The organism is Tunturibacter gelidoferens (genome assembly GCF_040358255.1).
GTDB classification, from domain to species: Bacteria; Acidobacteriota; Terriglobia; order Terriglobales; family Acidobacteriaceae; genus Edaphobacter; species Edaphobacter gelidiferens.
In genome coordinates, this window is the sequence record NZ_CP132938.1 from 4,476,929 (window position 1) to 4,500,551 (window position 23,623).

At 59.8% G+C, this 23,623-nt stretch carries 19 protein-coding genes; 10 read left to right on the plus strand and 9 right to left on the minus strand.

The window, feature by feature from the left end; genetic code table 11:
• Positions 1–289: 289 nt before the first annotated feature.
• Complete coding sequence (locus RBB81_RS19340) at positions 290–2,119, minus strand: ABC-F family ATP-binding cassette domain-containing protein (protein WP_353071765.1); 1,830 nt, start codon at positions 2,117–2,119, stop codon at positions 290–292.
• A gap of 187 nt (positions 2,120–2,306) precedes the next feature.
• Here RBB81_RS19340 and RBB81_RS19345 point away from each other — a divergent pair, with 187 nt between their 5' ends.
• Positions 2,307–3,230, plus strand: coding sequence for an acid phosphatase (locus tag RBB81_RS19345; RefSeq protein ID WP_353071766.1), 924 nt, complete (start codon positions 2,307–2,309; stop codon positions 3,228–3,230).
• Positions 3,231–3,288: 58 nt separating this feature from the next.
• Here RBB81_RS19345 and RBB81_RS19350 read toward each other — a convergent pair whose 3' ends face one another.
• Together RBB81_RS19350 and bshC are read right to left on the minus strand one after the other, a co-directional pair.
• Positions 3,289–3,597, minus strand: coding sequence for a hypothetical protein (locus tag RBB81_RS19350; RefSeq protein ID WP_179584755.1), 309 nt, complete (start codon positions 3,595–3,597; stop codon positions 3,289–3,291).
• A 290-nt stretch (positions 3,598–3,887) separates the two neighbouring features.
• Positions 3,888–5,513 carry a bacillithiol biosynthesis cysteine-adding enzyme BshC gene (gene bshC / locus RBB81_RS19355; RefSeq protein WP_353071767.1) on the minus strand — a complete coding sequence of 542 codons (1,626 nt, stop codon included), beginning with the start codon at positions 5,511–5,513 and terminating at the stop codon, positions 3,888–3,890.
• A 120-nt stretch (positions 5,514–5,633) separates the two neighbouring features.
• On the opposite strand from bshC, the gene RBB81_RS19360 reads away from it, so the two are divergent.
• The 5 genes from RBB81_RS19360 to RBB81_RS19380 all read left to right on the plus strand — a co-directional run bounded on the left by RBB81_RS19360 (position 5,634) and on the right by RBB81_RS19380 (position 11,451).
• Positions 5,634–6,287, plus strand: coding sequence for an NUDIX hydrolase (locus RBB81_RS19360; RefSeq protein ID WP_353071768.1), 654 nt, complete (start codon positions 5,634–5,636; stop codon positions 6,285–6,287).
• A 315-nt stretch (positions 6,288–6,602) separates the two neighbouring features.
• Entirely contained in the window at positions 6,603–6,836 is a 234-nt protein-coding gene (locus RBB81_RS19365) for a cold shock domain-containing protein (protein WP_179584762.1), read from the plus strand.
• A 132-nt stretch (positions 6,837–6,968) separates the two neighbouring features.
• Complete coding sequence (locus RBB81_RS19370; protein ID WP_353071769.1) at positions 6,969–8,945, plus strand: helix-hairpin-helix domain-containing protein; 1,977 nt, start codon at positions 6,969–6,971, stop codon at positions 8,943–8,945.
• A 276-nt stretch (positions 8,946–9,221) separates the two neighbouring features.
• Positions 9,222–9,920 (plus strand): hypothetical protein, encoded by a 699-nt coding sequence (locus RBB81_RS19375; protein WP_353071770.1) that lies wholly within the window; start codon positions 9,222–9,224, stop codon positions 9,918–9,920.
• 208 nt (positions 9,921–10,128) lie between these two features.
• The gene (locus tag RBB81_RS19380; RefSeq protein ID WP_179584767.1) at positions 10,129–11,451 is read left to right on the plus strand and encodes an MFS transporter; all 1,323 of its coding nucleotides are present in this window, start codon (positions 10,129–10,131) and stop codon (positions 11,449–11,451) included.
• Between the two features lie 60 nt (positions 11,452–11,511).
• On the opposite strand, the gene RBB81_RS19385 is transcribed toward RBB81_RS19380, so the two are convergent.
• Positions 11,512–11,889, minus strand: coding sequence for an RrF2 family transcriptional regulator (locus tag RBB81_RS19385; RefSeq protein ID WP_179584769.1), 378 nt, complete (start codon positions 11,887–11,889; stop codon positions 11,512–11,514).
• Positions 11,890–11,980: 91 nt separating this feature from the next.
• Here RBB81_RS19385 and RBB81_RS19390 point away from each other — a divergent pair, with 91 nt between their 5' ends.
• Positions 11,981–12,775: a TIGR00282 family metallophosphoesterase gene (locus tag RBB81_RS19390; RefSeq protein WP_353071771.1), complete on the plus strand. Its 795-nt coding sequence runs from the start codon at positions 11,981–11,983 to the stop codon at positions 12,773–12,775.
• Between the two features lie 8 nt (positions 12,776–12,783).
• On the opposite strand, the gene RBB81_RS19395 is transcribed toward RBB81_RS19390, so the two are convergent.
• From RBB81_RS19395 to RBB81_RS19410, 4 genes are all read right to left on the minus strand, one after another.
• A complete protein-coding gene (locus tag RBB81_RS19395; protein WP_353071772.1) occupies positions 12,784–13,608 on the minus strand; it encodes an EAL domain-containing protein in 825 nt (274 codons plus the stop codon).
• Positions 13,609–13,926: 318 nt separating this feature from the next.
• Complete coding sequence (locus RBB81_RS19400) at positions 13,927–14,523, minus strand: DinB family protein (RefSeq protein ID WP_353071773.1); 597 nt, start codon at positions 14,521–14,523, stop codon at positions 13,927–13,929.
• A 160-nt stretch (positions 14,524–14,683) separates the two neighbouring features.
• Positions 14,684–15,226: a DinB family protein gene (locus tag RBB81_RS19405; protein ID WP_353071774.1), complete on the minus strand. Its 543-nt coding sequence runs from the start codon at positions 15,224–15,226 to the stop codon at positions 14,684–14,686.
• Positions 15,227–15,335: 109 nt separating this feature from the next.
• A complete protein-coding gene (locus tag RBB81_RS19410; RefSeq protein ID WP_353071775.1) occupies positions 15,336–16,517 on the minus strand; it encodes a trypsin-like serine peptidase in 1,182 nt (393 codons plus the stop codon).
• Positions 16,518–16,865: 348 nt separating this feature from the next.
• Here RBB81_RS19410 and RBB81_RS19415 point away from each other — a divergent pair, with 348 nt between their 5' ends.
• Positions 16,866–18,260 (plus strand): cysteine desulfurase family protein, encoded by a 1,395-nt coding sequence (locus RBB81_RS19415; protein WP_353071776.1) that lies wholly within the window; start codon positions 16,866–16,868, stop codon positions 18,258–18,260.
• A 517-nt stretch (positions 18,261–18,777) separates the two neighbouring features.
• On the opposite strand, the gene RBB81_RS19420 is transcribed toward RBB81_RS19415, so the two are convergent.
• Positions 18,778–20,661: an APC family permease gene (locus RBB81_RS19420; RefSeq protein WP_183787762.1), complete on the minus strand. Its 1,884-nt coding sequence runs from the start codon at positions 20,659–20,661 to the stop codon at positions 18,778–18,780.
• Between the two features lie 179 nt (positions 20,662–20,840).
• Between RBB81_RS19420 and RBB81_RS19425 the strand changes: the two genes are divergently transcribed.
• The gene (locus tag RBB81_RS19425) at positions 20,841–21,407 is read left to right on the plus strand and encodes a glutathione peroxidase (protein ID WP_353071777.1); all 567 of its coding nucleotides are present in this window, start codon (positions 20,841–20,843) and stop codon (positions 21,405–21,407) included.
• 116 nt (positions 21,408–21,523) lie between these two features.
• Positions 21,524–23,452, plus strand: a complete 1,929-nt coding sequence (locus RBB81_RS19430) for a M61 family peptidase (RefSeq protein WP_353071778.1) — start codon at positions 21,524–21,526, stop codon at positions 23,450–23,452.
• The last annotated feature ends 171 nt before the right edge of the window (positions 23,453–23,623 follow it).

Sequence of the window (23,623 nt, forward strand, 5' to 3'; positions counted from 1 at the left end):
TCAAATCCGCTCTAAGGAACCTCTGATTAGTGGTGCTCCCCAGTATTTGCTGTCATCCTGAGCGGGAGCGAAGGATCCCGACAGTCTTCACATACCCCATACCATCGAAGCTTTTCGACCCTCACCTCCGGGGCCTTAGCACCCACCCGCCACCAAACTTTCTACTTACGGCTTAAATCAGAGGTCCCTAAAGCCGGGTGCCCCATACATCGATTTTGATGTATGGGCATCGGGCGAAAGCCCGACCGCTCTCGTCCGCCACTCAAACATATTCGCAACAGGAAAGAATCTAACCAACCTTCTCCGTCAACTCAGCCCACCGCGCATACAGCCCATCCGCATCCTCCTGCGCCGCCTCCATCTCCGCAAGCGCCGCCGTCAACCGCTTCGCATCCACCGCCACCGCTGGATCCTCAATCATCTCCCGAGCCTTCTGCAGCCGATCCTCCGCCGCCTCCACCGCACCCTCAATCCCCGCATACTCCCTAGCCTCAAGATAAGAAAGTTTCTTCTTCCCGCCCGAACTCGAAGCCCCATTCGACCCATTCGAAACAGCAGCAGGCGAAACCGCAACCCCCGTAGCACCCGGAGCGATCGCCTCTTCCACCTTCACACCCCACCACTGCTCCCACTGCGAGTAATCCGCAAACATCTCCGAACCACCCCGCCCATCCAAACCCAGCACAATCGTCGACACCCGATCCAACATGTAACGATCATGGGTCACTAATACCAGAGCCCCCGTGTACTCGAGCAGACTCTCCTCCAGAATCTCCAGCGTCGCAATATCCAGATCGTTCGTCGGCTCGTCCAGCAGCAGCAGATCCGCAGGCTCCAGCATCAACTTCGCGATCAGCACCCGCGCCCGCTCGCCTCCACTCAGCCTCTCCACCGGCTGGTTCAGCTGCTCACTCGTAAACAAAAACTTCGTAGCATAGCTAGCCACATGCACCACGCGTCCCTGGTACACAACAGAGTCCGAATCCGGAGCCAGCGCCCGCCGCAGAGTCACACCCTCCTCCAGCTCACGCATCTGGCTGAAGTAGACAATCTTCAGCGAAGCCGCCTTCTTGATCGTCCCCGTCGAAGGCTCCAACTCGCCAGTCAACAACCGCAGCAGCGTAGTCTTCCCACTCCCATTCGGCCCCACCAGACCCACGCGCATCCCCGAGGTCACCAGAAAATTCAATCCCTCCACAATCTTCCGATCCCCCAGCACAACCGAGACATCCTCCAACTCCACCAGCCGCTTCGTCTGCCGATCCGTCGCCGAAAAATCAATCCCCGCACTCGATGTCTGCACCCGCGAGTTAACCTCTTTCAGCTGCCCAATCAGATCCTGCGCATTATCGATCCGCGCCTTCGCCTTCGTGCTCCTCGCCTTCGGCCCACGCCGCAGCCAGTCCACCTCAATCTTCACGCGATTCTTCAGCGCATCCTGCAGCTTGCTCTGTGCCTCCATATACGCCTGCTTGCCCTCAATAAACTTCGAGTAGGTCCCCTTCACCCGCAGCAGCCCCTCGGCATACACGCGATTCAGTTCCACTATCTCTGTCGCAACATTCTCAAGAAAATAACGATCATGGCTGATAAGCACACAAGCAAAACTACCCTCATTCAGCAGCTCCTCCAGCCACGCAATCCCGGCTAAGTCCAGATGGTTCGTCGGCTCATCCAGCAGCAGCACATCCGGATGCGTCACCACCGCCTCCGCAATCGCCAGTCGCTTCCGCCACCCACCGCTCAGCCGCGCCGCCTCCGCACTCAAATCCGGAAACCCCGTCCGCCCGCTCGTCTCCCGCAACCTCCCCTCATGCTCGCCCTCAGCCACCTTCGCCCGCACCAGCGCAGCCTCCAGCACCTCGCGCACCGTCACCCCCGGCGCAAACACCGACTCCTGCTCCACGTACCCCACCCGCGCCCGCTTCCGCACCGCCACATCCCCGGCATCAGCGTCTTCATCCCCCGCCAGCACCTTCAGCAGCGTAGACTTCCCCGCACCATTCGGCCCAATCAGCCCAATGCGATCCCCATCACTCACGGTAAAACTGATCTCACGAAACAAAGGCGTAGCGCCAAAGGCCTTAGTCAAACCCTGCGCATTTAAGATTGGTGGCATTCCTCCAGTTTACCGTCTGGACCACACCATTCCTAATCGTGCGAGCATAATCAGCGATTCAGTCGAATAAGCCGCATCTCAAGATCATGTCCTCCGCTAAATAAGTCGCGCATGCCAGCAGATTGCGGGGGCAACGGGTTCATAATGTCGAAGTCAATACATCACGGCACTGCGCGGAGGATAGACCTTGAAGATAAAGCCTTTCGGCACATTCCTTGTTGCACTCCTTTGCGTCACAATTGCGACTCAGTCCAGAGGGCAGAATCCGACGCCAGCCCCGGCAGGGGTTCCTGCTTCAGTTGCCACTGCACCTTCAACTCCTTCGCAAACAAAATCCTATGGACTGATCTCGGTGCCGGAGATCTACCCCGGCATCCTGGCCGGATACTTGCCGCAGGGGGCGTTGCCAAATAGTTTGGCTTTGGTTCCACCAGCACCCGTGCCGGGCACCGCTATTTATGCGCTGGACGAAGCTGTCAGCCGAGCCAGCCTCGCCCTGCAAGGGTCTCCGCGTTGGCAGCAGGCAACGAGCGATGCTGACCTTTCGTTCCCTCATGTAGCCGAAACCTTTTCCTGCTCCATCGGCATTCCGATTACCGAGGCCGAGACGCCGCATCTCTACATGTTGTTGCGGCGGTCATTTACCGATGCTGCGCTTTCCACCTATGCCGCCAAGAATCATTACAACCGAAGCCGTCCGTTTGCTGAAAATAACCGCCCCTCCTGCACTCCGAACGACGAAACGTCCTTGAGGAAAGATGGCTCATACCCATCGGGACACACAACGATCGGATGGGCTTGGGCCCTCATTCTGACTGAGATTGCTCCTGAACAGACCGACGCGATCCTGGCGCGCGGACGTTCATTCGGAGATAGTCGCCTGGTCTGCAACGTACATTGGCAAAGCGATGTAAACGAGGGAAGAATGATGGGTGCAGGCACAGTCGCAAGACTGCACGCTGACCCCGCCTTTCGCGCCGATCTCGACGCGGCTAAAACAGAATATGACGTAGCTCGCGCTAAAGAACTAAAACCCTCGCGCGACTGTGCTGCCGAAGCCGCTGCTCTCGCGACCCCTCTCGCGTTCGAGACAAAGCCAGTCGTGCATTGACACGATCCGGACACCAGCTAAATCGCAGTTCCACCCAGCGTGTCGCCCAGCCAACCAGCTAATCCAAATCGAAATCCCGCAACGGCCGATCCGTCAGCGGAGTCTCCTTCGCCTTCTTCACCGCCTCCGCAAACTTCTTCGCCATCACATCATCTTTGTTCTTCTGCGCATCCACGCTCTGCTGAAAGATAGAATCCCTCCGCGCATCCGCCTCGCGCAACGCCTTCGCCGCCTCACCAAAGTCCTCAAACATCTTCTTCTTGGGAGCGGACTTGTGCGCAATCACCGACCGCGTCACCGGGTCCACCTTCAACATCGCCCCACAATCCGGACACATCACCTCAAACGGCTGATCACTCAAACCCATCGCAACACCTCACCCACCCATTCTAAAACCGCCAGCGCATCCAGGAGTCCCAGGTTTGCCTTCGCATCCAGATACCCCAGGGCTTAAGCCTTGAGTCTCGACGCGGACCAAGATCAGGGCTGGTAGCCCAATGCATTAGCTTTGGTCTCTTTGTGCAGAGATATTCGCATCTAGGTACCCCAAGGCTTCAGCCTTGGGCCTCTCCGTCCAGCAATAAAAGAAGGGGCTTTAGCCCCTGGGGTATGCCTTCCTGCAGTCCAGCGATAATGCTTCAGAAAAATCCATCAAAGCTACAACCGCACCACCACATGCCCCGGACACTGGTTCCCCGCCACTCCCACCAGCTTCTCCACCAACCCATCCCCATACCGCGCCATAAACCAAACACCCGCAACCACCCGCTCCTGCGGATGCCCACCAGGAAACACGTTCAGCACAATCGCCTCCGCATGCTTCCGCAAACTCGCCTCCTTCTGCAGCTCAAACGTCGCCGCCATCCTCCTCAGCCGATTCATCTGGTACAGCATTTTTGACCCCGAAACCTCCGCCGACCGCCCCAGCGACTCATCCATTCCACCGAGATACTCTGTTAGCGCGCTAAGCTCGACCTCCACGGCATTCCCCACGGCAGCCAACTTACGCTTCCCTTCAATCGGCATCGTCCGCGCACCCAGTCTTTGCGCCAGCGCCTCTGCCGTCGTCATCGCGTCCGGCAGCTGTACCTCATCCTTATCCATCACGGTCGCGATCGCCGGCTCCAGCAGCGTCGCGCTCAACCTCGGCAGCACCGGCGTAATCCGCCGCAGAATTGCCTCATACAAAACCGCACTCTGCGCAAAGTAAGCGATCTCCGCCGGTCCGCCCACATACGCCGCCGTCGGCAACACCGTGTCCTGAAACACTGGCCGCAGCAGCGCATTCGGGCTCAGCCTCTCCGGCGACTCTTCCAAAATCGCAATCAACTCAGCCGTCGAATAACTTCGCCCACCAGCCTTCCACTGTCCGTCTGTGCTGCGCCGCAGAGCCACCCGCTCTCTCGTCGCCTCATCCAGCAGAAACAACATCGAGCCACCCTCGGCCACCAGCACCTGCGCGTGATACCCACGCGCCACCAACTCTTCACCCCGAGCCATCAAAGCGCCCTGCAGCTCCGCCGCATGTTCAATTGCGTACCGCAGCGTACTCGCACCCAATGCATGAAACTCCCGCGAGGCCGCATCCATCACCACCAACCCCTGGTCTGCAAAGATCCTCGAGATCAGCCGCCCAAAGGCAAACGCCAGCGTGGCCCGCGTTCCATCACCCGGCAAATAACACTCCCGCAACCACTCGCTCACCGGCGCGAACTCAAGCAGTTCGCACGCCCGCTCCACCACAGTCTCCAGCCCAGGCCCCGGAACAACCCCACCCACCGGCACTGCCTTCGTCACCTTCAACCCCGCGCGCAGAGTCTCCACCGAACTCTTCGTCAACAGCGAAACCTGGTCCACCTCTTCCAGATCATGGTCCTCCGTCGCCATCCAGAACACCGGCACATGTTCAACACCAGTTGCCTTGGTCGCCTCCTTGGCTCGCGCCACCGCCGTAGCCGCCTTCAGGATCGTCAACAGCGGTCCACCGAACAGCACCACCTGCTGCCCCGTCACCACCGCCCGCGCACCTGTTCTCAACTTCGCAATATTCGCCTTCGCGGCATCCCCCGCGCCAAATTCAACCGCCTGCTTCTCCAACAAATCCGCCAGCGCTCCAGCATCCTTCACCGGCAAACGCTTCCCCACCCACCTCCCGGCAAACGGCTCCGCCCCATACCACTTCCGCACCGCCGAATCACCCGCGCTCTCCGCCATCGCAAGATAGTCGCGATAGATATGCGATACATGCGGCAACACCGTGATCGGAAAACACTCAACGCTCATGCAGACCTATCCTCAATCTCAACCACCGCCACAACCCGCAGCCAGGCGACTCAAAATTTTCCGCGCATTCCGTTGGATGCCCTTCACCTAAGTCTAGATGCAGGATGATACTTTAGCCTCATGTCCGTACAAAGAAAGAAGTCCACCAAGCCCAGCGCCCTCCAGACACAGGCCCCGAAACCGCCAGCCGCAACCACCATCAAACCGGCGTCGAAGTTTGCCAAACCAAAGCTCATCTCCTCCAAACTCTCCTACAAAGGCAGAGTCTTCTCCGTCTTCACCGACAAGGTCGAAGAACCCAGCGGCTTCGTCCACACCCGCGACGTCATCCGTCATAACGGCTCCGTGGTCATTCTCGCCGTAGACGAGTCCAAAAACCCCGCCGACCCCGACGTCATCCTCGTACGACAGTTCCGCCACGCCGCAGGCCAGTTCCTCATCGAGCTCCCAGCCGGCCGCGTCGACGCCAACGAGGCCACCCTTGCCGCCGCCAAGCGCGAGATGATCGAAGAGACCGGCTACCGTGCCAAGCGCTGGACCCTGCTGACCAAATACTTCGCCAGCCCCGGCTTCCTCGGCGAGTGGATGCAGATCTACATCGCCCGCGACCTCCGCGAAGGCGCCTCCGCCCCCGAACCCGACGAAAACATCGAGGTCTTCCGCCTCCCCCTCTCAGAAGCCCTCGCCCTCATCGCCGCCAACAAGATCCACGACGGCAAAACCCTCATCGGTCTCATGCTCTACGACTCCGCCCGCAGGTCTGGTCGCCTCTAGTCGCCGAGCACCAGCCTCTTTAGTGGTCTGAAGTCAAGCTCCTACCCGACAAAAGGCCCACTAGCGTCGTAGTTTTTTCATGCCATCCACAAGATGAAGGCGAAGTCAGCCGTACCATCGCAACGCATCATTACAACACCAGCACGTCCGTAACCATACATTTGGTTATCTTAAAAAACCGTCCCACGATCACAGCATGCGGAAAACTCCCACGAGGCTGTTTGCGTCACACCTTACCAATGGCGGTACCGTTGAAACGCTTTCACTTCCCGGTACACCATCAGTGTTAGGACGCATAAAAAGGGAGCATCTCAAGTGGCTCAATATAAGGGTACGGTCAAGTGGTTCAACAACGCAAAAGGCTACGGCTTCCTGGGCCGCGATGGCGGGGCCGATGTCTTCGTTCATTACAGTTCCATCCAACGCGAGGGGTACAAGAGCCTTAAAGAAGGAGATGAAGTAGAGTTCGACATCATCCAGGGCACTAAGGGGCCTCAAGCCGATCAGGTCGCCCGTCTCAAGGAAGCAACTCAGTCTCAGTCCCAGTAAGACAGAGGTTCGACCCTCTACGGTCGGCGCAGCGGCTCGAACGATCAGCCCTGCTCGACCCCTGCAAGGCTCTTCCCCTCACATCTGTTGCATACTGACATCAGTGGCCGCACGCGCCTCTGAAGCCTTCCCATGGACAATATTTCGATCGCCCGCCTCCTCGACGAAACCGCTTCCCTACTCGAGATCGACTCAGCAGACCCCTTCCGCATCCGCTCCTACCGCCGCGCCGCCGAGGCCGTCGAGCAGCAAACCACTCAGCTCTCAACCATCGCCGACGACCCGAAAGCGCTCCTCGCCATCCCAGGCATCGGCAAAGGCATGGCCGCCAACATAGTCTTTCTCCTCACCACCGGCACCATGCCCCTCCGCGAAGAGCTCCTGCAAAAGTACAAACCCACCATGCTCGACCTTCTTCGCCTCCCCGGCATGGGTCCCAAGACCGTTGCCCTCGTCTGGTCCGCCTGCCAGGTCTGCGACATCGACGGCCTCGAGGCCGCCGCCAAAGCCGGTCACCTCACCAAGCTCCCCCGCATGGGCGAAAAGTTCGTTACCAAGCTCCTCAAGGGCATCGAAGACCACCGCAAAAACTCCAGCCGCTTCCGCATCGACAAGGCCCAGCAGCACGCCGACACCATCATCAATCTCATCCGCGCCTTCCCCGGCATCGACGAGATCATCCCCGCCGGCTCCCTCCGCCGAGGCCGCGAGACCGTAGGCGACCTCGACCTCCTCGCCACCGGCCCCGCCTGCGAACCCGACGTCGTCAGCGCAGCCGTCGAACACGTAGCCGCCCTCCCTCTCATCGACAAGCTCATCGCCAAAGGCCAGAACAAAGTCTCCTTCACCCTCCGCAATAACCTCCAGGTCGACGTCCGCCTCCTCCCCCGCGCCAGCTATGGAGCCGCCCTCCAATACTTCACCGGCTCGAAGATGCATAACGTAGCCCTCCGCCAGCGCGCCATCAAACGCGGCCTCACCCTCAGCGAGTACGCCCTCCTCCGCCTCGAAGACAACGTCATCGTAGCCGCCGCCTCCGAAGCCGACATCTACAACGCCCTCGACCTCGACTACATTCCACCCGAGCTCCGAGAGAATGGTGGAGAACTCGAAGCCGCCGCCACCCACACCCTCCCGCAGCTCATCACACTAGCCGACATCCGCGGCGACCTCCACATGCACACCGAAGCCACCGACGGCCGCGACACCATCCGCCAGATGGCCGAAGCCGCCCTCCTCCGCGGCCTCAACTACATCGCCATCACCGACCACAGCAAAAACCTCGCCATGACCAACGGCCTCGACGACACCCGCGCCCTCGCCCACATCAAGCGCATCCGCGAAGTCGACGCCCAACTCCAACAAGACCTCGTCGCACTCAACGAGTCGCTAGCCCGCGACACCCCTCCAACAAACTCACGCATCTCCAATCTTTGGGACCTCCTAAAAACCTCGTCATCTCGACCGGACCATAACATAGCCGACCCATCACAAGCTTCGTCATCTCGACCGGAGGCGGCGCACTTTGCCGCCGCAGCGGAGAGACCCCCGCATTTCGCCGATGCGACCACAAGACCTCCACTCACCCTCCCCCTCACCTTCCGCATCCTCCCCGGCATCGAAGTAGACATCCTCGCCGACGGCGCCCTCGACCTCGACGACTCCACCCTCGCCCAGATGGACATCGTCGTAGCCAGCGTCCATTCCCACTTCAATCAGGCCGCCGACGAGATGACCGCCCGCGTTCTCCGCGCCCTCGAGAACCCACACGTCCGCATCCTCGGCCACCCCACAGGCCGCAAAGTCCTCGGCCGCGAACCCTACGCCATCAACATCGACACCATCCTCAAACAGGCCGCCAAACTAGGCGTAGCCGTCGAACACAACGCCAGCCCAGCCCGAGCCGACCTCAACGACCTTCACCTTCGCCTCGCAAAAAAACACAACTGCAAGATCGTCATCAACACCGACGCCCACGCCACCGAAGAGCTCGACCAGATGCGTTACGGAATCACCCAGCTCCGCCGCGCCTGGCTCTCGCCCGCCGACATCCTCAACACTCAACCCACCGCCGAAGCCCTCCTCAAAAACCTCCGTCCCAAACCTTAGTTCCACAGCACGACGAAGTGGAGCAAACCGAGTACCGTCCCACAGCAGTTGCATTCGTTACCGCAGTTGCACTTGTCGTTGCATTTGCTATCGCAGTCGTTGCAGTTGCTATCGCAGTTGCACTTGTTGTCGCAGTTGCCTGCTCTCTTGTTTGTCATTCCGCACCCTGAGCGTAGTCGAACGGGGGAGGAATCTGCAGTTGCCTTCCCTCACTTCAAATCAAGGAACCACCGAATCCCAAGCCACGTACCACCACTAACACCATAGGAGAGCCGCGTGCCTAAATCATTCCTCTTCGTCTTCGCCTTTATGGCAGCCACAACGCTCTGCGCCCGCGCCGCACAGAATGACTCCATGGACTGCGGCGAATTCGACAAGCCCATCACCACCCACGACTACACCGGCGCCCCCTCCGACATCCTCCAGCCTCACCACCTGGAAGTCGCTCGCTCCTTCGCCCCCGACGGAAAACTGAAGCTCCACATCTGCCGCGCCGACCTCCGCCTCAACATTCAGCCCGACGCAAAGGAGATCAAGCTCACGATCACGCTCAACACCCAGTCCGGTAGCTACACAATCGCCAATTACATCCAGACCCTCCGCGTCCTGCCCGACAAAGGTGTCATCAATCTCAACTTCCCCAAGGCAGCCCACGCAACTGTAACCATCACTCTCCCCATGGGCCTCAACTCCGACAACGAAATCAACCTCGGCTACGGCGACCTAAACTTCAACGCAGCCGGCAGCGCCGGCCACCGGCAGTTCAACGTCGGAATGGGCCACATGAATCTCCTCCTCGACAAAGACAAGAGTTACTCCAAATTGGAAGTCAACGTTGGCCTTGGCACCCTCCACGACCACCGCCCCGGCGGCTCCGACGGCCACTTCACCACCACCAAAAACTACGCAGGCTCTGGCGCCGGAGCTCTTGAAATCAACGTAGGCATGGGCTCACTCGACATCCGCAACGAATAGCCCCCACAACAAACCCTCCCAGCCGTGCCCAAAGCAGCTCCCGCGAAGCCTCGCAATTAAACGCATAGCTTCTCCGGCCCCGCGGCTGCTATGCTTCCCCGCTGTGAGCCCGCGCCCGAACATCTCGTCGCATCCGACTGCTCCCGCCCAGCAAGCCCAGAACCTCCCTCCCGCTGCGCTGCATCTCGAAGAACCTGCAAAGACCTCCATGAGAAAACCTGAACGCAGCTTCTGGCAGATCTGGAATATGAGCTTCGGCTTCCTCGGCATCCAGTTCGGCTGGGGCCTCCAGATGGCCAACATGAGCGCCATCTACGAGTACCTCGGAGCCCGCGCCGATCAGATCCCCATCCTGTGGCTCGCCGCTCCACTCACCGGCCTGCTCATCCAACCCATCATCGGCAACGCCAGCGACCACACCTGGGGCCCCCTCGGCCGCCGCCGCCCCTACTTCCTCGTCGGAGCCATCCTCAGCTCCCTCATGCTCCTCTTCATGCCCAACTGCTCCAGCCTCTGGATGGCCGCCGGCATGCTCTGGATCCTCGATGCCTCCATCAACGTCAGCATGGAGCCCTTCCGTGCCTTCGTCGCCGACATCCTCCCCGAAGGCCAGCGCACTCGCGGCTTCGCCATGCAGAGCCTCTTCATCGGCCTCGGCGCCGTCATCGCGTCCGCACTTCCCTGGCTTCTCACCAACGTCTTCCACTTGACCCAGGTCGTCGGCGACACCCGGGCCGTCCCCACCACCGTCCGCATCTCGTTCTACATCGGCGCAGCAGCCTATCTCGGCGCGGTCTTATGGACCATCTTCACCACGCCCGAATATCCCCCCGAGAACATGGAAGCATTTCGCCGCGCCAAAAAAGAAAAAACCGGCCTGATCGCCGGCGCAAAGGAGATCCTCTCCGCAATCGCCCACACGCCGGAGACGATGCGCAGGCTCGGTCCCGTCCAGCTCTTCACCTGGCTCGGCCTCTTCTGCATGTGGCTCTACTTCCCCGTCGCCGTCGCCCACAATGTCTTCGGCGCGAACGACCCCGCCTCACCGCTCTACAAAGAAGGCATCGAGTGGGGAGGCATCTGCTTCGCCGCCTACTCTGCCGTCTGCTTCGCCTTCTCCTTCGCCCTGCCCTGGCTCGCCAAAAAAATCGGAAGAAAAAAGACCCACACCGCCTGCCTGCTCTGCGGAGCCATCGGCCTCATCTCTGTCGTCGTCATGCACAACAAGTACATGCTCCTCTTCACCATGCTCGGCGTAGGCATCGCCTGGGCCAGCACACTCTCCATGCCCTACGCGATGCTCGCCGCCACCCTCCCCCCGGAGCGCACCGGCGTTTACATGGGCATCTTCAACTTCTTCGTCGTCACCCCCGAAATCCTGGCCTCCCTCTTCTTCGGCTGGGTCATGACTCACTTCCTCCACAACAACCGTATCTACGCCATCATCGCCGGTGGCCTCTGCATGCTCATCGCAGCCGCCCTCATGCAGCGAGTCACTGATCCCCGCACCCTCAGCGTTCAGGACATATAACCAACAAACGCAGAAAAGCCCCGGCTCCCACCGAGGCTGTCTCGAAAAAGATCGAAAGACCTACTTCGTCTTCTTCATCCGCTTCACCACGCCAGACAGCGTGTGCTCATTCATCGCAGCCACCGCGTCCCCGCGCACCTTCTTGATCCACGCGCTCACGGCCTTGTCCTCAATGCTCAACCAGTCTCCCGCCGAAGCCTCGAACACATCCCCAAGCCCGATCTGCTTCGCCGGAACCTTCAGCTTCGCCCCGCCATGAGGTCCCTTCTTCTGCTCGATCAGACCAGCTTTATGCAGCAGCAGAAACGCTCTCCGCACCATCACGGCGCTCTCCTTCAGCTCCTCCGCAATCGCCGACGAGGTATGCATTGCCCCCGGCTCGCTCGCCAGCACCGCCAAAATTCGCACGCTCAACTGAAACCGCCCGCTCTGTGCCATTCAAAAAAGCTACCACACCCAGCCGAGGATTCGCCGCCTCATCCCTTATCCACTAAAAATTCTCCACCCCACCACCATGTAAACTTCTTCAGTGAACATCCTTTTTGTCGGCGACGTCTTTGGCTCCGCCGGCCGCCACATCGTCCGCGAACACCTCCCCCACGTCCTCGAAACCAACGCCGTCGACCTCCTCGTCATCAACGGAGAAAACGCCGCCGGCGGCTTCGGCATCACCCCCTCCATCGCAGAAGAGCTCTTCGATCTCGGCGCCCACGTCATCACCACCGGCAACCACATCTGGGATAAACGCGAAATCTTCGAGTACATGACCGTCCCCGCCGACTCCCACGCCCGCGGCCGCCGCGTCCTCCGCCCCGCAAACTACGCCGTCGGCACCCCCGGCTTCGGCGTCTACCAGGGCGAGCTCCCCACCGGCCAGACCTACGCCGTCATGAACCTCCAGTGCCGCGTCTTCATGTCCTCCTGCGACGACCCCTTCCGCAAAGCCGACGAGCTCCTCAGCAAGATCACCGCCAAGGTCATCCTCCTCGACCTCCACGGCGAAGCCACCTCAGAGAAGGTAGCCCTCGGCTGGTACCTCGACGGCCGCATCACCGCCCTCCTCGGCACCCACACCCACATCCCCACCGCCGACGAGCGCGTCCTCCCCAACGGCACCGCCTACCAGACCGACGTAGGCATGTCCGGCCCCTACGACTCCGTCATCGGCGTAGAAAAAGAGTTGGTCCTCGCCCGCTTCCTAACCGGCATGCCCGGCAAGTTCGAACCCGCCAAGGGCAACCCAAAGATGTGCGCCGCCCTCATCAACTGTGACGGAGCCACTGGCCGCGCCCATCACATCCAGCGCATCATGCTCGGCGAATAGCTCCGGCTCTACTGCCGAATCGCATTTCGAAACCACTCCAACTCCGTGCGCGTGATCCGGGAAAAATGCTTCGGCTCACTCCGCGGATACCGCACCTGTGGAATCTCGCACCCCACCGGACGCGCAAACAGAAATCCCTGCATGTACCGGATCCCAAACCCTCGCAGCGTCAAATACTCCTCCACCGTCTCGACGCCCTCCGCGATCAGCTTCACCCGCATCTTCCGGCAAACCTTGCTGAACGCCTCCACAATCGTCTTCTTCGCACGATTCGACGCGATCCCCTTGATCAGCTCCCGATCGATCTTCACCACATCGGGCGCGCACCTCGCCAACACGTTCAGCCCCGCATACCCCGCCCCGAAGTCGTCAATTGCAATCACCACCCCAGCCTTGCGGTGCAGATCAACAATCCGCGCAAGTTCGTTGCCATCCAGTCGCACACCCTCTGACAACTCCAGCACCAGAGAATCCGCCCGCAATCCGTAGTGCTTCGCCAGCCGAACCACATAGTAAGCATCCTTGCCCCGGAGCTCCATCAAAGGCCCAAGATTGATGGCAAGCTTGACGCCGCTCTGCTCCAACCGCATCGCTGCCGCCAGGCGCAACGACCTCGCCATCGCAAGCTTGTCGAACGCAGGAATCTCGAAGGGTTCAAAGTCTTTTACCAGCTCGGAGTAGTTCTCTCCATGCGGCCCGCGGCACAGCGCCTCATACGCATAGACCGTCTCGGTCTCTAAGTCCACGATCGGCTGCAAGACAATCTGAAACTCAGGAAACGTCCTTCGCATCCGATGCTTCGATCCGTAACCGCTCTGCGTCGAATAACACATTGCAGGCCTCCCTTACTTCGCATAGCTCAAGAAGTCTGGGAGATATAAACATTTCCTATGCTTCCAACCGGCGGACGGGTCATGTTGGGGTCATCTCCCCTTACAATCCGGCAGGTTGTACTTGAGCTAACGAAGAAAACATCGGCTCAGATGTAGCGTTTCTTTAGTTTTTCCCTCCAAAAGCCTTGTTTAACGGCAAATTTGATAACACCAATGACATCACCATCCCCAATCCATCGCGTAAAAAAGAGCAGCCCGTAAAGGCTGCCCTCTTCCCTGCTTCCTCAAATCCCGCCCACGGTCAGGCCGGGTGTAGCCCTACTTTCTGCTCGCCGGCGGCACAATCCCATTCATCCGCAGATACTCCACCAGCTGTCCATAGTGATCGAAGCCATGCGCCACCAGGCCCCCCGCAAGGCTCGCCCGCGTCTGCGTCCCACGCACACTCTCAAAAGCATTCTTCGCCGTCAGCGTGCCAAACGCCTTATGCGCAAACACAAACGAAGCCTTCAGCGCCTCAATCGCCTGATCTTTCCCCTTGATATCCGCCAGCGCCTTCACATCCACATCCGGCTTGGTCCCGCTCACCATCGAAGCGTAAAAGTAGTTCGCCGACGCCACATGCAGCACCATCGCACGAAACGTGCTCACCGTCGCATACTCGCTTCCCTGCCCAGCCACAAAGATCGCCGCGCTCGGTGCAAAGTCGAACTTCTCCGCAGGCATCGCCTCCGCCAGCGGCACAAACTCCTCTTCAAAGCCCTTCAGCATCCCATCGAAGCTCTTCGCCGGCTCAATGATCGTTCCGGCAGCAATCTTCGGCTCCTTCGCATCCATCTGCGCCTGCACGCCCGTCACACAACAACCCGCCAGCGCCAACGCCACAACAATCCGCTTCATCATCATCGTCTCCATATTTGTTTCAAATCTGTTACAAACAATCACCGCAGAACCGCGCTAAGCCTACCAGATTTCATCTCTTGATGTGTCACGAAGCAGCGCCTCCCGCGCAGCAATCGAGTCCACCAGCCACCCACGATCAAAAGCGTCTCCGCACCCACATCCCCCGCAGAGTCTAAGTGACAGGAAACCCCGCGTCAGCCTTGATCTCTTCAATCTGCAACGCATGCCGCGCGCTATGCTGGCCCAACACCTCCAGCCACTGATAACAGTCCAGATCTCCGAACGCAATATGAGGGAAGAAATGATCGCGCAGATCCGCCTTCGTCCCCGCAGCAAATGCAACTGTAACCGCCCTGGTCTTTTGTAACTCAAGTACTAACTCACTCCGGTCCGGCCACCTCCCCGTCGGACGAACGACCTCCCGGGCAATCAGTTTGTTACTCCGGCCAGCTGCAACTCCCAGAACGAGCGGCCCCTTCGCGCCAACATCTGCCTTCTTCTCAGGCTCGGCCGGCCCTTCCAGAGTCTTCGCAATCGCGGACCGGATGAATCCTTCAAACACAATCAAGTGCTCGATGTTCTCTGCAATCGACCATCGCTCAGGCGTCTCGCGAAAGCTCCACTGCTCGTCCGTCAATCCACGCACCAACTCCAATAGCCTCGCTTCACTCGAAGCCAGCTGCTCCATCACAAGTCGCCGCTCCTGTACTTCCATTCCTCGCTCCCGTCCTTCCAACCACTCTCTTCCAACGATTGGAGCACAACATCGGCGGCAAAAACAGAAGCCACTGGTCTCAACAAATAACTCACACCAACCAAGCCACTTAGTCCCAGTTCGCACGCGCCCAGTTGATCAGCTGTAAAAAGGCAGGCCCCGCCGACGCAACATTGTTATCGTCTTCAAACGGCCACGGAGTAAAAGGATTCAGCGAGAAGTCCGCCTCTCCCCCAACATCCACGCCCACAACATAAGGCCCATCCGCCCACTCAGCAAAATACGGCCCGCCGGAGTCCCCGGGACTGGAATCCCCGTCCTGAGTCTCCAGTTCCATCGCATCGCCGAAGTCGTTGCTATCCTCATCGTCATCATGAAAGCTGATCCCACCCTGAAAAGAGGGCTGCTCCGCATTCGCGATCAGCCCCGGATAGCCAACCAGGGTCCAGACATTCAGATCGTTCCAGTTATCGTCATACGACCGCGCTCCGAGCCAGCCCAAACTATCTCCCAATCGGTCCTGCAGCTTCAACACTGCGAAATCAAACGCGGGAGCCGGAGGGCTATTGGTGTCGTACGAGGAAGACGCCTCAACGTACGAGGTCACCCCGGCGCCCGCAACCGACACTCCATTGAAGTACCCCGGCGTAAATTGAATCATCGCCGGATTCGCACCCCACGGCACCATGTGCGACGCAGTGATCACGGTATTGGGTCCCACCAGCGTTCCCGTTCCGAACCCCGACGGCACAAAGCTCGAAGGATCCGTATAGACATCGAGCTTCCCAATGCACTGCCATGGATACCCCGACGGGAAGAACGCCTGCCGGACATCGGTACCCCAGATATACCCATGCGGATAAAGACGACTACCGTCCTTGCGCCTCATTATGGTTCTCGTGATCCGCGGAGACAGCTTCGGATGGTAGATCCGGTCAGCCCACTCCGCATAGAAAGGAGGCGCGGGCGGAGGCAGAGGCAGCGTCGGGGATTCCACCTGGACTCCAGGGCGCTGACGAATGTACTCCTGAATAGGCAATCCACGCAGCAACCCGTACTTGTTCTCAATCTGGTACGCCGCCATCCCATCCTTCAGCGACACCTTGTGGATCAACTTCTCTAACTTCAAATCGCCCGGCGCATCAACAAACGTAAAGCTGTTGGAGGACTTGAGTGATTGCAGCGCCTTGGGCGGCGTTCCGTGCTTCATCACGTTGTCTAAGCGGAACACCTGCTCCGGAGTCAGTGGTGAAGATGCTTTGCGAGAGTCCAATTTTGCCTTTTGCGCCATCGTGATCTCCTTGTGACTCAGATCTGAAATTCCCATCACGCCTCGGGGGAATCAGGAGGTCCATCTGGCGCCTACTCGACCGCTTAGGCCAGCTTCACTTCATCCTCGATCTCTCTCTTCGCGTTTTCGCCCTCCGGCCAATCAAGTCGCACTTTCCACGTTCCTGAAGAACAAGAGCTCATCCTTCATGCCTTGTATCGTGAAGAATCGAGCCTTTACGTTACGCCCGATTTATCTTCTTCGCTCAAACTCGATGCGATTACAACGCGCGGCATACAACGTTGGAGCTGCATCTCCTCCTCTGCCCGCCAATCCAGCCTCGAATCACTCTGGCAGTAAAATAAAACCATGCGCCGAATCTACATGGACGCCAACGCCACCACACCTCTCCTCCCCGAGGTCTTCGAGGCCATGCGTCCCTTCTTCCTCGAGCACTACGGCAACGCCAGCTCCATCCACCAGCAGGGCCAGTTCGCCCGCGCCGCCGTCGATCACGCCCGAGATCAGATCGCAAGCCTCCTCCACTGCCGCACCTCCGAGATCGTCTTCACCTCCGGCGGCACCGAAAGCGACAACCTCGCCCTCTTCGGAACCCTCGAGCGTACCGCCGAGCCCGCCCACCTCATCACCACCAGCATCGAGCACGACGCCATCCTCCGCGCCGCCGAATCCCTCGAAAAGAAGAACATCGAAGTCACCTTCCTCCCCAGCACCCCGCAAGGCCTCATCGAACCAGCCGCGCTCCAGGCCGCCCTCCGCCCCAACACAAAACTCGTCAGCGTCATGTTCGCGAACAACGAGACCGGCGTCATCCAGCCCATCGCTGAGCTCGCCGCCATCGCCCACGCCGCCGGCGCACTCTTCCACACCGACGCGGTCCAGGCCGTAGGCCGTCTCCCCCTCGACCTCAGCCCCAAGGGCGCACTCAAGGACGTAGACCTCCTCACCCTCTCCGGCCACAAGATCTACGCCCCCAAAGGCATCGGTGTCCTCTTCGTACGTCGCAGCGTCCGCCTCGCCCCCATGCTCCACGGCGGCTCCCATGAGCGCCAGCGCCGCGCCGGAACTGAAAACGTGGCCGGCATCGTCGCCATCGGCAAAGCCGCCGAACTCGCCCGTGCCTGGCTCGCAACAACATCCGCCACAACTGCAGGTATTGCCAATCTCGACAGTTCCACAACTCCGGGTGCCCCATCCTTCGCGCCCTTTGCGAAGGGTGGGTTATCACCTGCCCCAACTTCCGCTCCCGCCAACGAATCGGGTGCCCCATATCTCAACTCTGAGATGTGGGCATCGGGCGAACGCCCGACCGCCCCCGCCCCTCCCAACTACGCCGACAGCCCCACCCATCTCGCAGCCCTGCGCGACCGTCTCGAGCAAGGCATTCTCTCCCGGGTAGAAGAGTGCGGCATCAACGGAGCCGGAGCGCCCCGCGTCTCCAACACCACCAGCCTCTACTTCGATCACATCGAAGCCGAAGCCCTCGTCATCGCCCTCGACCTCAAAGGCCTCTCCGTCAGCGGAGGCTCAGCCTGCCAATCCGGAGCCACCGAACCCTCCCACGTCCTCACCGCCATGGGCCTCTCTCCCGCCCGTGCCCGCGCCAGCATCCGCTTCTCTCTCTCCCGCCTCACCACCGCCGAAGAGATCGACGAAGCCCTTACCCTGATCCCCACCGCCGTAGCCCGCCTCCGCGACCTAAGCCCCGCCTGGCGCAAGGCCCCCGCCCTGATCCCCGCCTAGAACCCCATACGTACCCGCAAACGTTTGCTGTCATCCTGAGCGCAGCGAAAATCCCAACATGCCACAAGCTTTTGCCGTCCTCCTGAGCGCAACGAAAAATCCAACATGCCACAAACCTTTGCTGTCATCCTGAGCCACAAGCCTTTGCTGTCATCCTGAGCGCAGCGAAGGATCCCGACGATCCCCTGCGCCACCCTTACCGCTCGACTCTTTCAACTCACCCTCTCCAGCCGTTGCCTGTTCTTCATCGTCCCTGCGAGACGATCCCCCATCGGCACGCAATATTCGCGTTCCGAACGTTGGGATTCACACCAGCGGACCAAAGCAAAGCCGCCTCGCAAGAGGCGGCCAGCATCCAAAAATAAATCAAAAAAAGTTGGCGTATTTTCTGTCACGGAAAAACACGCGGCGAAACACCACGTCTCACCACGCATCTCACCACAAACTCACCATCAAAACACCAGGCCCAAAACATCTGTTTCCCCAGAACCCCAACAAAAACGGCCCTCCACCGCACTCACAAATACCAGGGAATATTAACCACCACAATCCGCTGATTCCCCTTCAACAGCAGCAACAACTTCAGCAGCTGGACCCGCTGATTATGCAGCGCATTCTCCCACCAATGCCGCACCACCAGCTCCGGCAGCAGCACCGCCACCTTCCGCCCGGGATTGTCCTCCTCGAGCTTCAAAATGTAGTCCATCAGCGGATTGATAACGAATCGGTAGTTGGAAGGAATCGTCACCAACTCCGGCTCCTGCAGCCCTTCCTTCTTGATCGGATCCATCACATACTCATGCCAAAGCTCATCCAGGCTGCCCTCTTCATCATCCGAGTGCACATGCACCACCTTGATCTCCTTCGACAGCAGCAGCCCGAACCGCATCGCCTTCTCCGTAATCCGGTCCCATCTCGCCATCGGTATCACCACAATCGGCTCCTGCAGATTCACCAGGTTCAACGGCGTCAAATCCGCCATCTCCCGCTTCACCCGCGAGTAGTGCCGCTTCACCACCCACATGATCCCAATCAGCACCGGCACCAGCAGCGCCGTAACCCACGCGCCTGCCCGGAACTTCGCAACCAGCACGACGATCGTTGTAATCCCCGTCGCCACGGCGCCAATGCCGTTCACAAACATGTGCCAGCCGCGCCCCGGATGAGCCTCGCCCTTCTTCCAATGCACCACCATCCCCGCCTGCGACAGCGTGAAAGCAAGAAACGCTCCAATCGCATACAGCGGAATCAGCCGGTCCGTCACACCGCCAAACAGAATCAGGATCACCGCCGTAAACCCGGTCAGTGCATAGATCCCATGCGAGTACAGCAGCCGCCGCCCACGCAGAATAAACACATGCGGCAGATAATCATGCATCGCAATCGCCCTGGTCAGCCGCGGAAAGTCCGCGAACGCCGTATTCGCACTCAACGCCAGCGCCAGCAAAACGCTGCCCATCGTCAGAAAATAAAACCATCCCCGCCCGAAGACCGCGGTCACCAGTAAGCTCAACAAACTCTGAAAGTGCGCCGCATCCGGATCCATCGGCATCACTCGATAAGTCTTCGCCAGATAGGCAATCCCGAACAACAGCACCATCAGTATTCCGATGATTACAGTCAGCGTCCGCTGCGCCCGCTGCACCCTCGGCTCGCCGAACGCCATCACCCCATTCGACACCGCCTCCACTCCGGTCATCGCCGCGCATCCGCTTGCAAACGCCTTCAACAGCATCCACGTTCCCAGCGTCCCAACCGTCGCCGGCAGCGCAGCAGGAATCGGAGCCATCGGCATCGGATGCCCACCCGCATGCACCGTCTTCCACATCCCAACCACAATCAACGCGAGCAGCGTACTGACAAAAAGGAACGTAGGCAGCATAAATGCCGTTCCCGTATCCTTCACGCCTCGCATATTTACCAACGCGAGAATCACGAGGATTATCAGACAGATCAGCAGCGTATGGCTCTGCAACCCTGCGAATCGCGTACCCTGCACCGACGACGTCAGCGCCGTCACGCCCGCTGAGATCCCCACCGCCGCCGTCAGAATATAGTCGATCATCAGCGCCGCCGCCGCCAGCAGCCCAGGCTTCGCGCCCAGGTTCTCCGTCGCAACCGTGTAGCTCCCACCGCCGCCCGGATACGCGGCAATCGTCTGCCTGTAGCTGAAGTACACAATTGCCAGCAGAATCAGGATCGCCGAAATAATCCGCCAACCGTACTCCACTCCGCCGATCCCCAACGGGATCAACAGCGTCATCGCCGCCTCAGGCCCGTACGCCGCGCTCGTCAGCCCATCCAGGCCAAAGATAGGAATTCCCGCAGCAACACCAATGTGCTCTGCCCGCTCCTCACTCGTAGCAAGGGGCCGTCCAATAATCGAATCTGTAAGTGACATACGATTTAGATCGTACCGCCTCTGTCAACTCAACTCACTCAATCTCTGCATTTAACCTTCAGCCCCTCGAAAAAGTCGTAAAGATCGCATAAAGACTCGCACGATCTCCGCCATCTGAAAGGAGTTCCGGAGATCCCACCCCGCCTATAATCGACTGAATAAAGATTTCAGGAGAACCCATGTCCCCCGCTGCTCTCTACGACATCCCCGTCCACAAAATCACCGGCGAAGGCACCTCCCTCGCCGACTATCGCGGCAAAGTCCTCCTCATCGTCAACGTCGCCTCCAAGTGCGGTCTCACCCCCCAGTACGACGCCCTCGAGAAGATCTACGCCCGCTTCAAAGACTCCGGCTTCGTCGTCTGCGGCTTCCCTGCCAACGACTTCGGCGGCCAGGAACCAGGCTCCAACGAGGACATCCAGACCTTCTGTCGCTCCACCTTCGGCGTCGACTTCCCCATGTTCTCCAAGATCACCGTCACCGGCCCCGACACCCATCCCCTCTATCAATCCCTCATCGCCGCCGAACCAAACGCCACCAGCCCCGGCCGCGAAGCCTTCCGCGAAAACCTCAACGGCTTCCTCCAGCAGCACAACGCCACCACCAACCCCGAACCCGGCATCCTCTGGAACTTCGAAAAGTTCCTCATCGACCGCAACGGCAACGTCACCGCCCGCTTCTCTCCCGAAGTCCTCCCCGACGACCCGGCCATCGTCGCCGCCATCGAATCCGCCCTGAACTCCTGATCCGCACGAAAGGACGCATCCTGACCCCAAATCAGCATGCGTCCTTTCGTTCTCCTTATCCGTCTCACCTAATATCTAAAATCCCCCCTTAGCTTCGAGAGGAAACGTCCCCGCTCATGACCACCCGCACTGCTCTCCTGCCTCTAGCCCTGCTCGCCCTCGGAACTCCTGGCCTCCTCCGAGCCCAGCAGGCTCCCATCCAGATCACCGCCGACCTCTCCGAAGCTCCCCGCAAGGTCTATCACGCGGAAGTCGACATCCCCGTCCAGCCCGGCCCCGTCTCTCTCACCACACCCAAGTGGATCCCCGGCAACCACCGCCCCACGGGCCCCGTCGATGACATCACCGGAGTAGTCTTCACCGCCAACGGCAAAGTCCTCCCCTGGCGTCGCGACGACGAAGACCTCTACGAGTTCCACGTCACAGTCCCCGATGGAGTCACCACGCTCCATGCTCATCTCGACTGCATCGTCACCGCCCGCGTCACCGACAAGCTAGCTGTCCTCGAATGGGAGAAACTTCTCCTCTACCCCGCGAAGACCCCCGTCAAAGACATCGCCATTCAACCCTCGGTCAAAGTCCCCGCAGGCTGGGGCATCGGCACCGCCCTCACCCCCACCGACGGCTACGATCCGCAGAACCCCAAAGGCGGCCTCACGCACTATGCCCCCACCACCGTCGAGCAGCTCGAAGACTCGCCCGTCATCACCGGCCAGTACTTCCACGAGTTCGCCCTCGCACCCGAGGTCACACCCAAGCACTACATCGACGTAGTCTCCGATTCACCCGAAGACTCCAAGCTCCGCCCCGCCCTCCTCGTCGAGCTCAACAACCTCGTCCGCGAAACCGGCGCAGCATACGACTCCCGCCACTACAACGTCTACCACTTCCTCCTTACTCTCTCTGACGTAGCCGGTGGCGAAGGCCTCGAGCACGGCCAATCCTCCGACAACGGCGTAGGCGAAAAAGGCTTCTCAGACCCCTCGCATCAACTCGCCGAATCCGACCTCCTCTCCCACGAGTTCACCCACTCCTGGAACGGCAAGTACCGCCGCCCCTTCAACCTCTACCAGGACGACTTCGAAAAGATGCAGCAGGGCTCGCTCCTCTGGGTCTACGAAGGCATGACCCACTACCTTGGCAACGTTCTCGCCGCCCGCTCCGGTCTCAAGTCGCAGGAGCAGTACCGCGACATGCTCGCCCTCTCTGCCGCCCAGCTTGACTACAAGCCCGGCCGCGACTGGCGCTCCACCGAGGACACCGCCATCGCTGCCAGTATCCTCCGCGGCGGCAACCCCGCATGGTCCAACTGGAAGCGCGGCCAGGACTACTACCAGGAAGGCGAACTCTTCTGGCTCGACGCCGACACTCTCATCCGCCAGAAGACGAACAACAAGAAGTCCCTCACCGACTTCCTGCACATCTTCCTCGGCAAAGGCGGCAACACCGGCCCACTCATCGTCACCTACAACCGCGACGAGCTCATCGCCGACCTCAATCAGGTCTACAAGTACGATTGGGCCACCTTCATCCACGAGCGCATCGACAACCTCAACCCACGCGCCGATCTCGCCGGCATCGAACGCGGCGGCTACAAGCTCGTCTACACCGAAGAGCCCACAAAATCAGAACGCACAGTCGCCGAGACCTATGCTCGCTACGGCATTGGCACCAACGCCTGGTACTCCCTGGGCCTTCGCCTCAATAAAGAAGGTTTGATCTCCGACGTCCGCTGGAACGGACCCGCTGACAAGGCGAAGTTCTTCCCAGGACAAAAAATCATCGCAGTCAACGGCAACGTCTTCTCCGCCGACGCCCTCAAAACCGCGATCAAGCAGGCAAAGGGAACCTCCGAGCCCATCCACTTCATCCTTCAGAGCGACGCCTTCGTCACCACCGCCGACATCGACTACCACGACGGCGAACGCTACCCCCGCCTCGTCCGCGTAGACGGCACCCCCGCCTACCTCGACGACATCACCAAACCCCTCGCCAAATCCGAACCCATCCCGGCCGAGAAGAAAGAAAAAGATTCCGCCGAATAATCATCCAAACCAACGAATGAAGCGCCGTTCTCATCGAGAGCGGCGCTTCGTTTTTGACTTCGCTTTTGCCTGTCGTTCCCTGGTCTCGTAGTTGCACTTGCTGTTGCTGTTACCAGTTCCCTTGTTTGTCATTCCGCAGCGTAGCGAAGGAATCTGCTTCTCGCCCAGCGC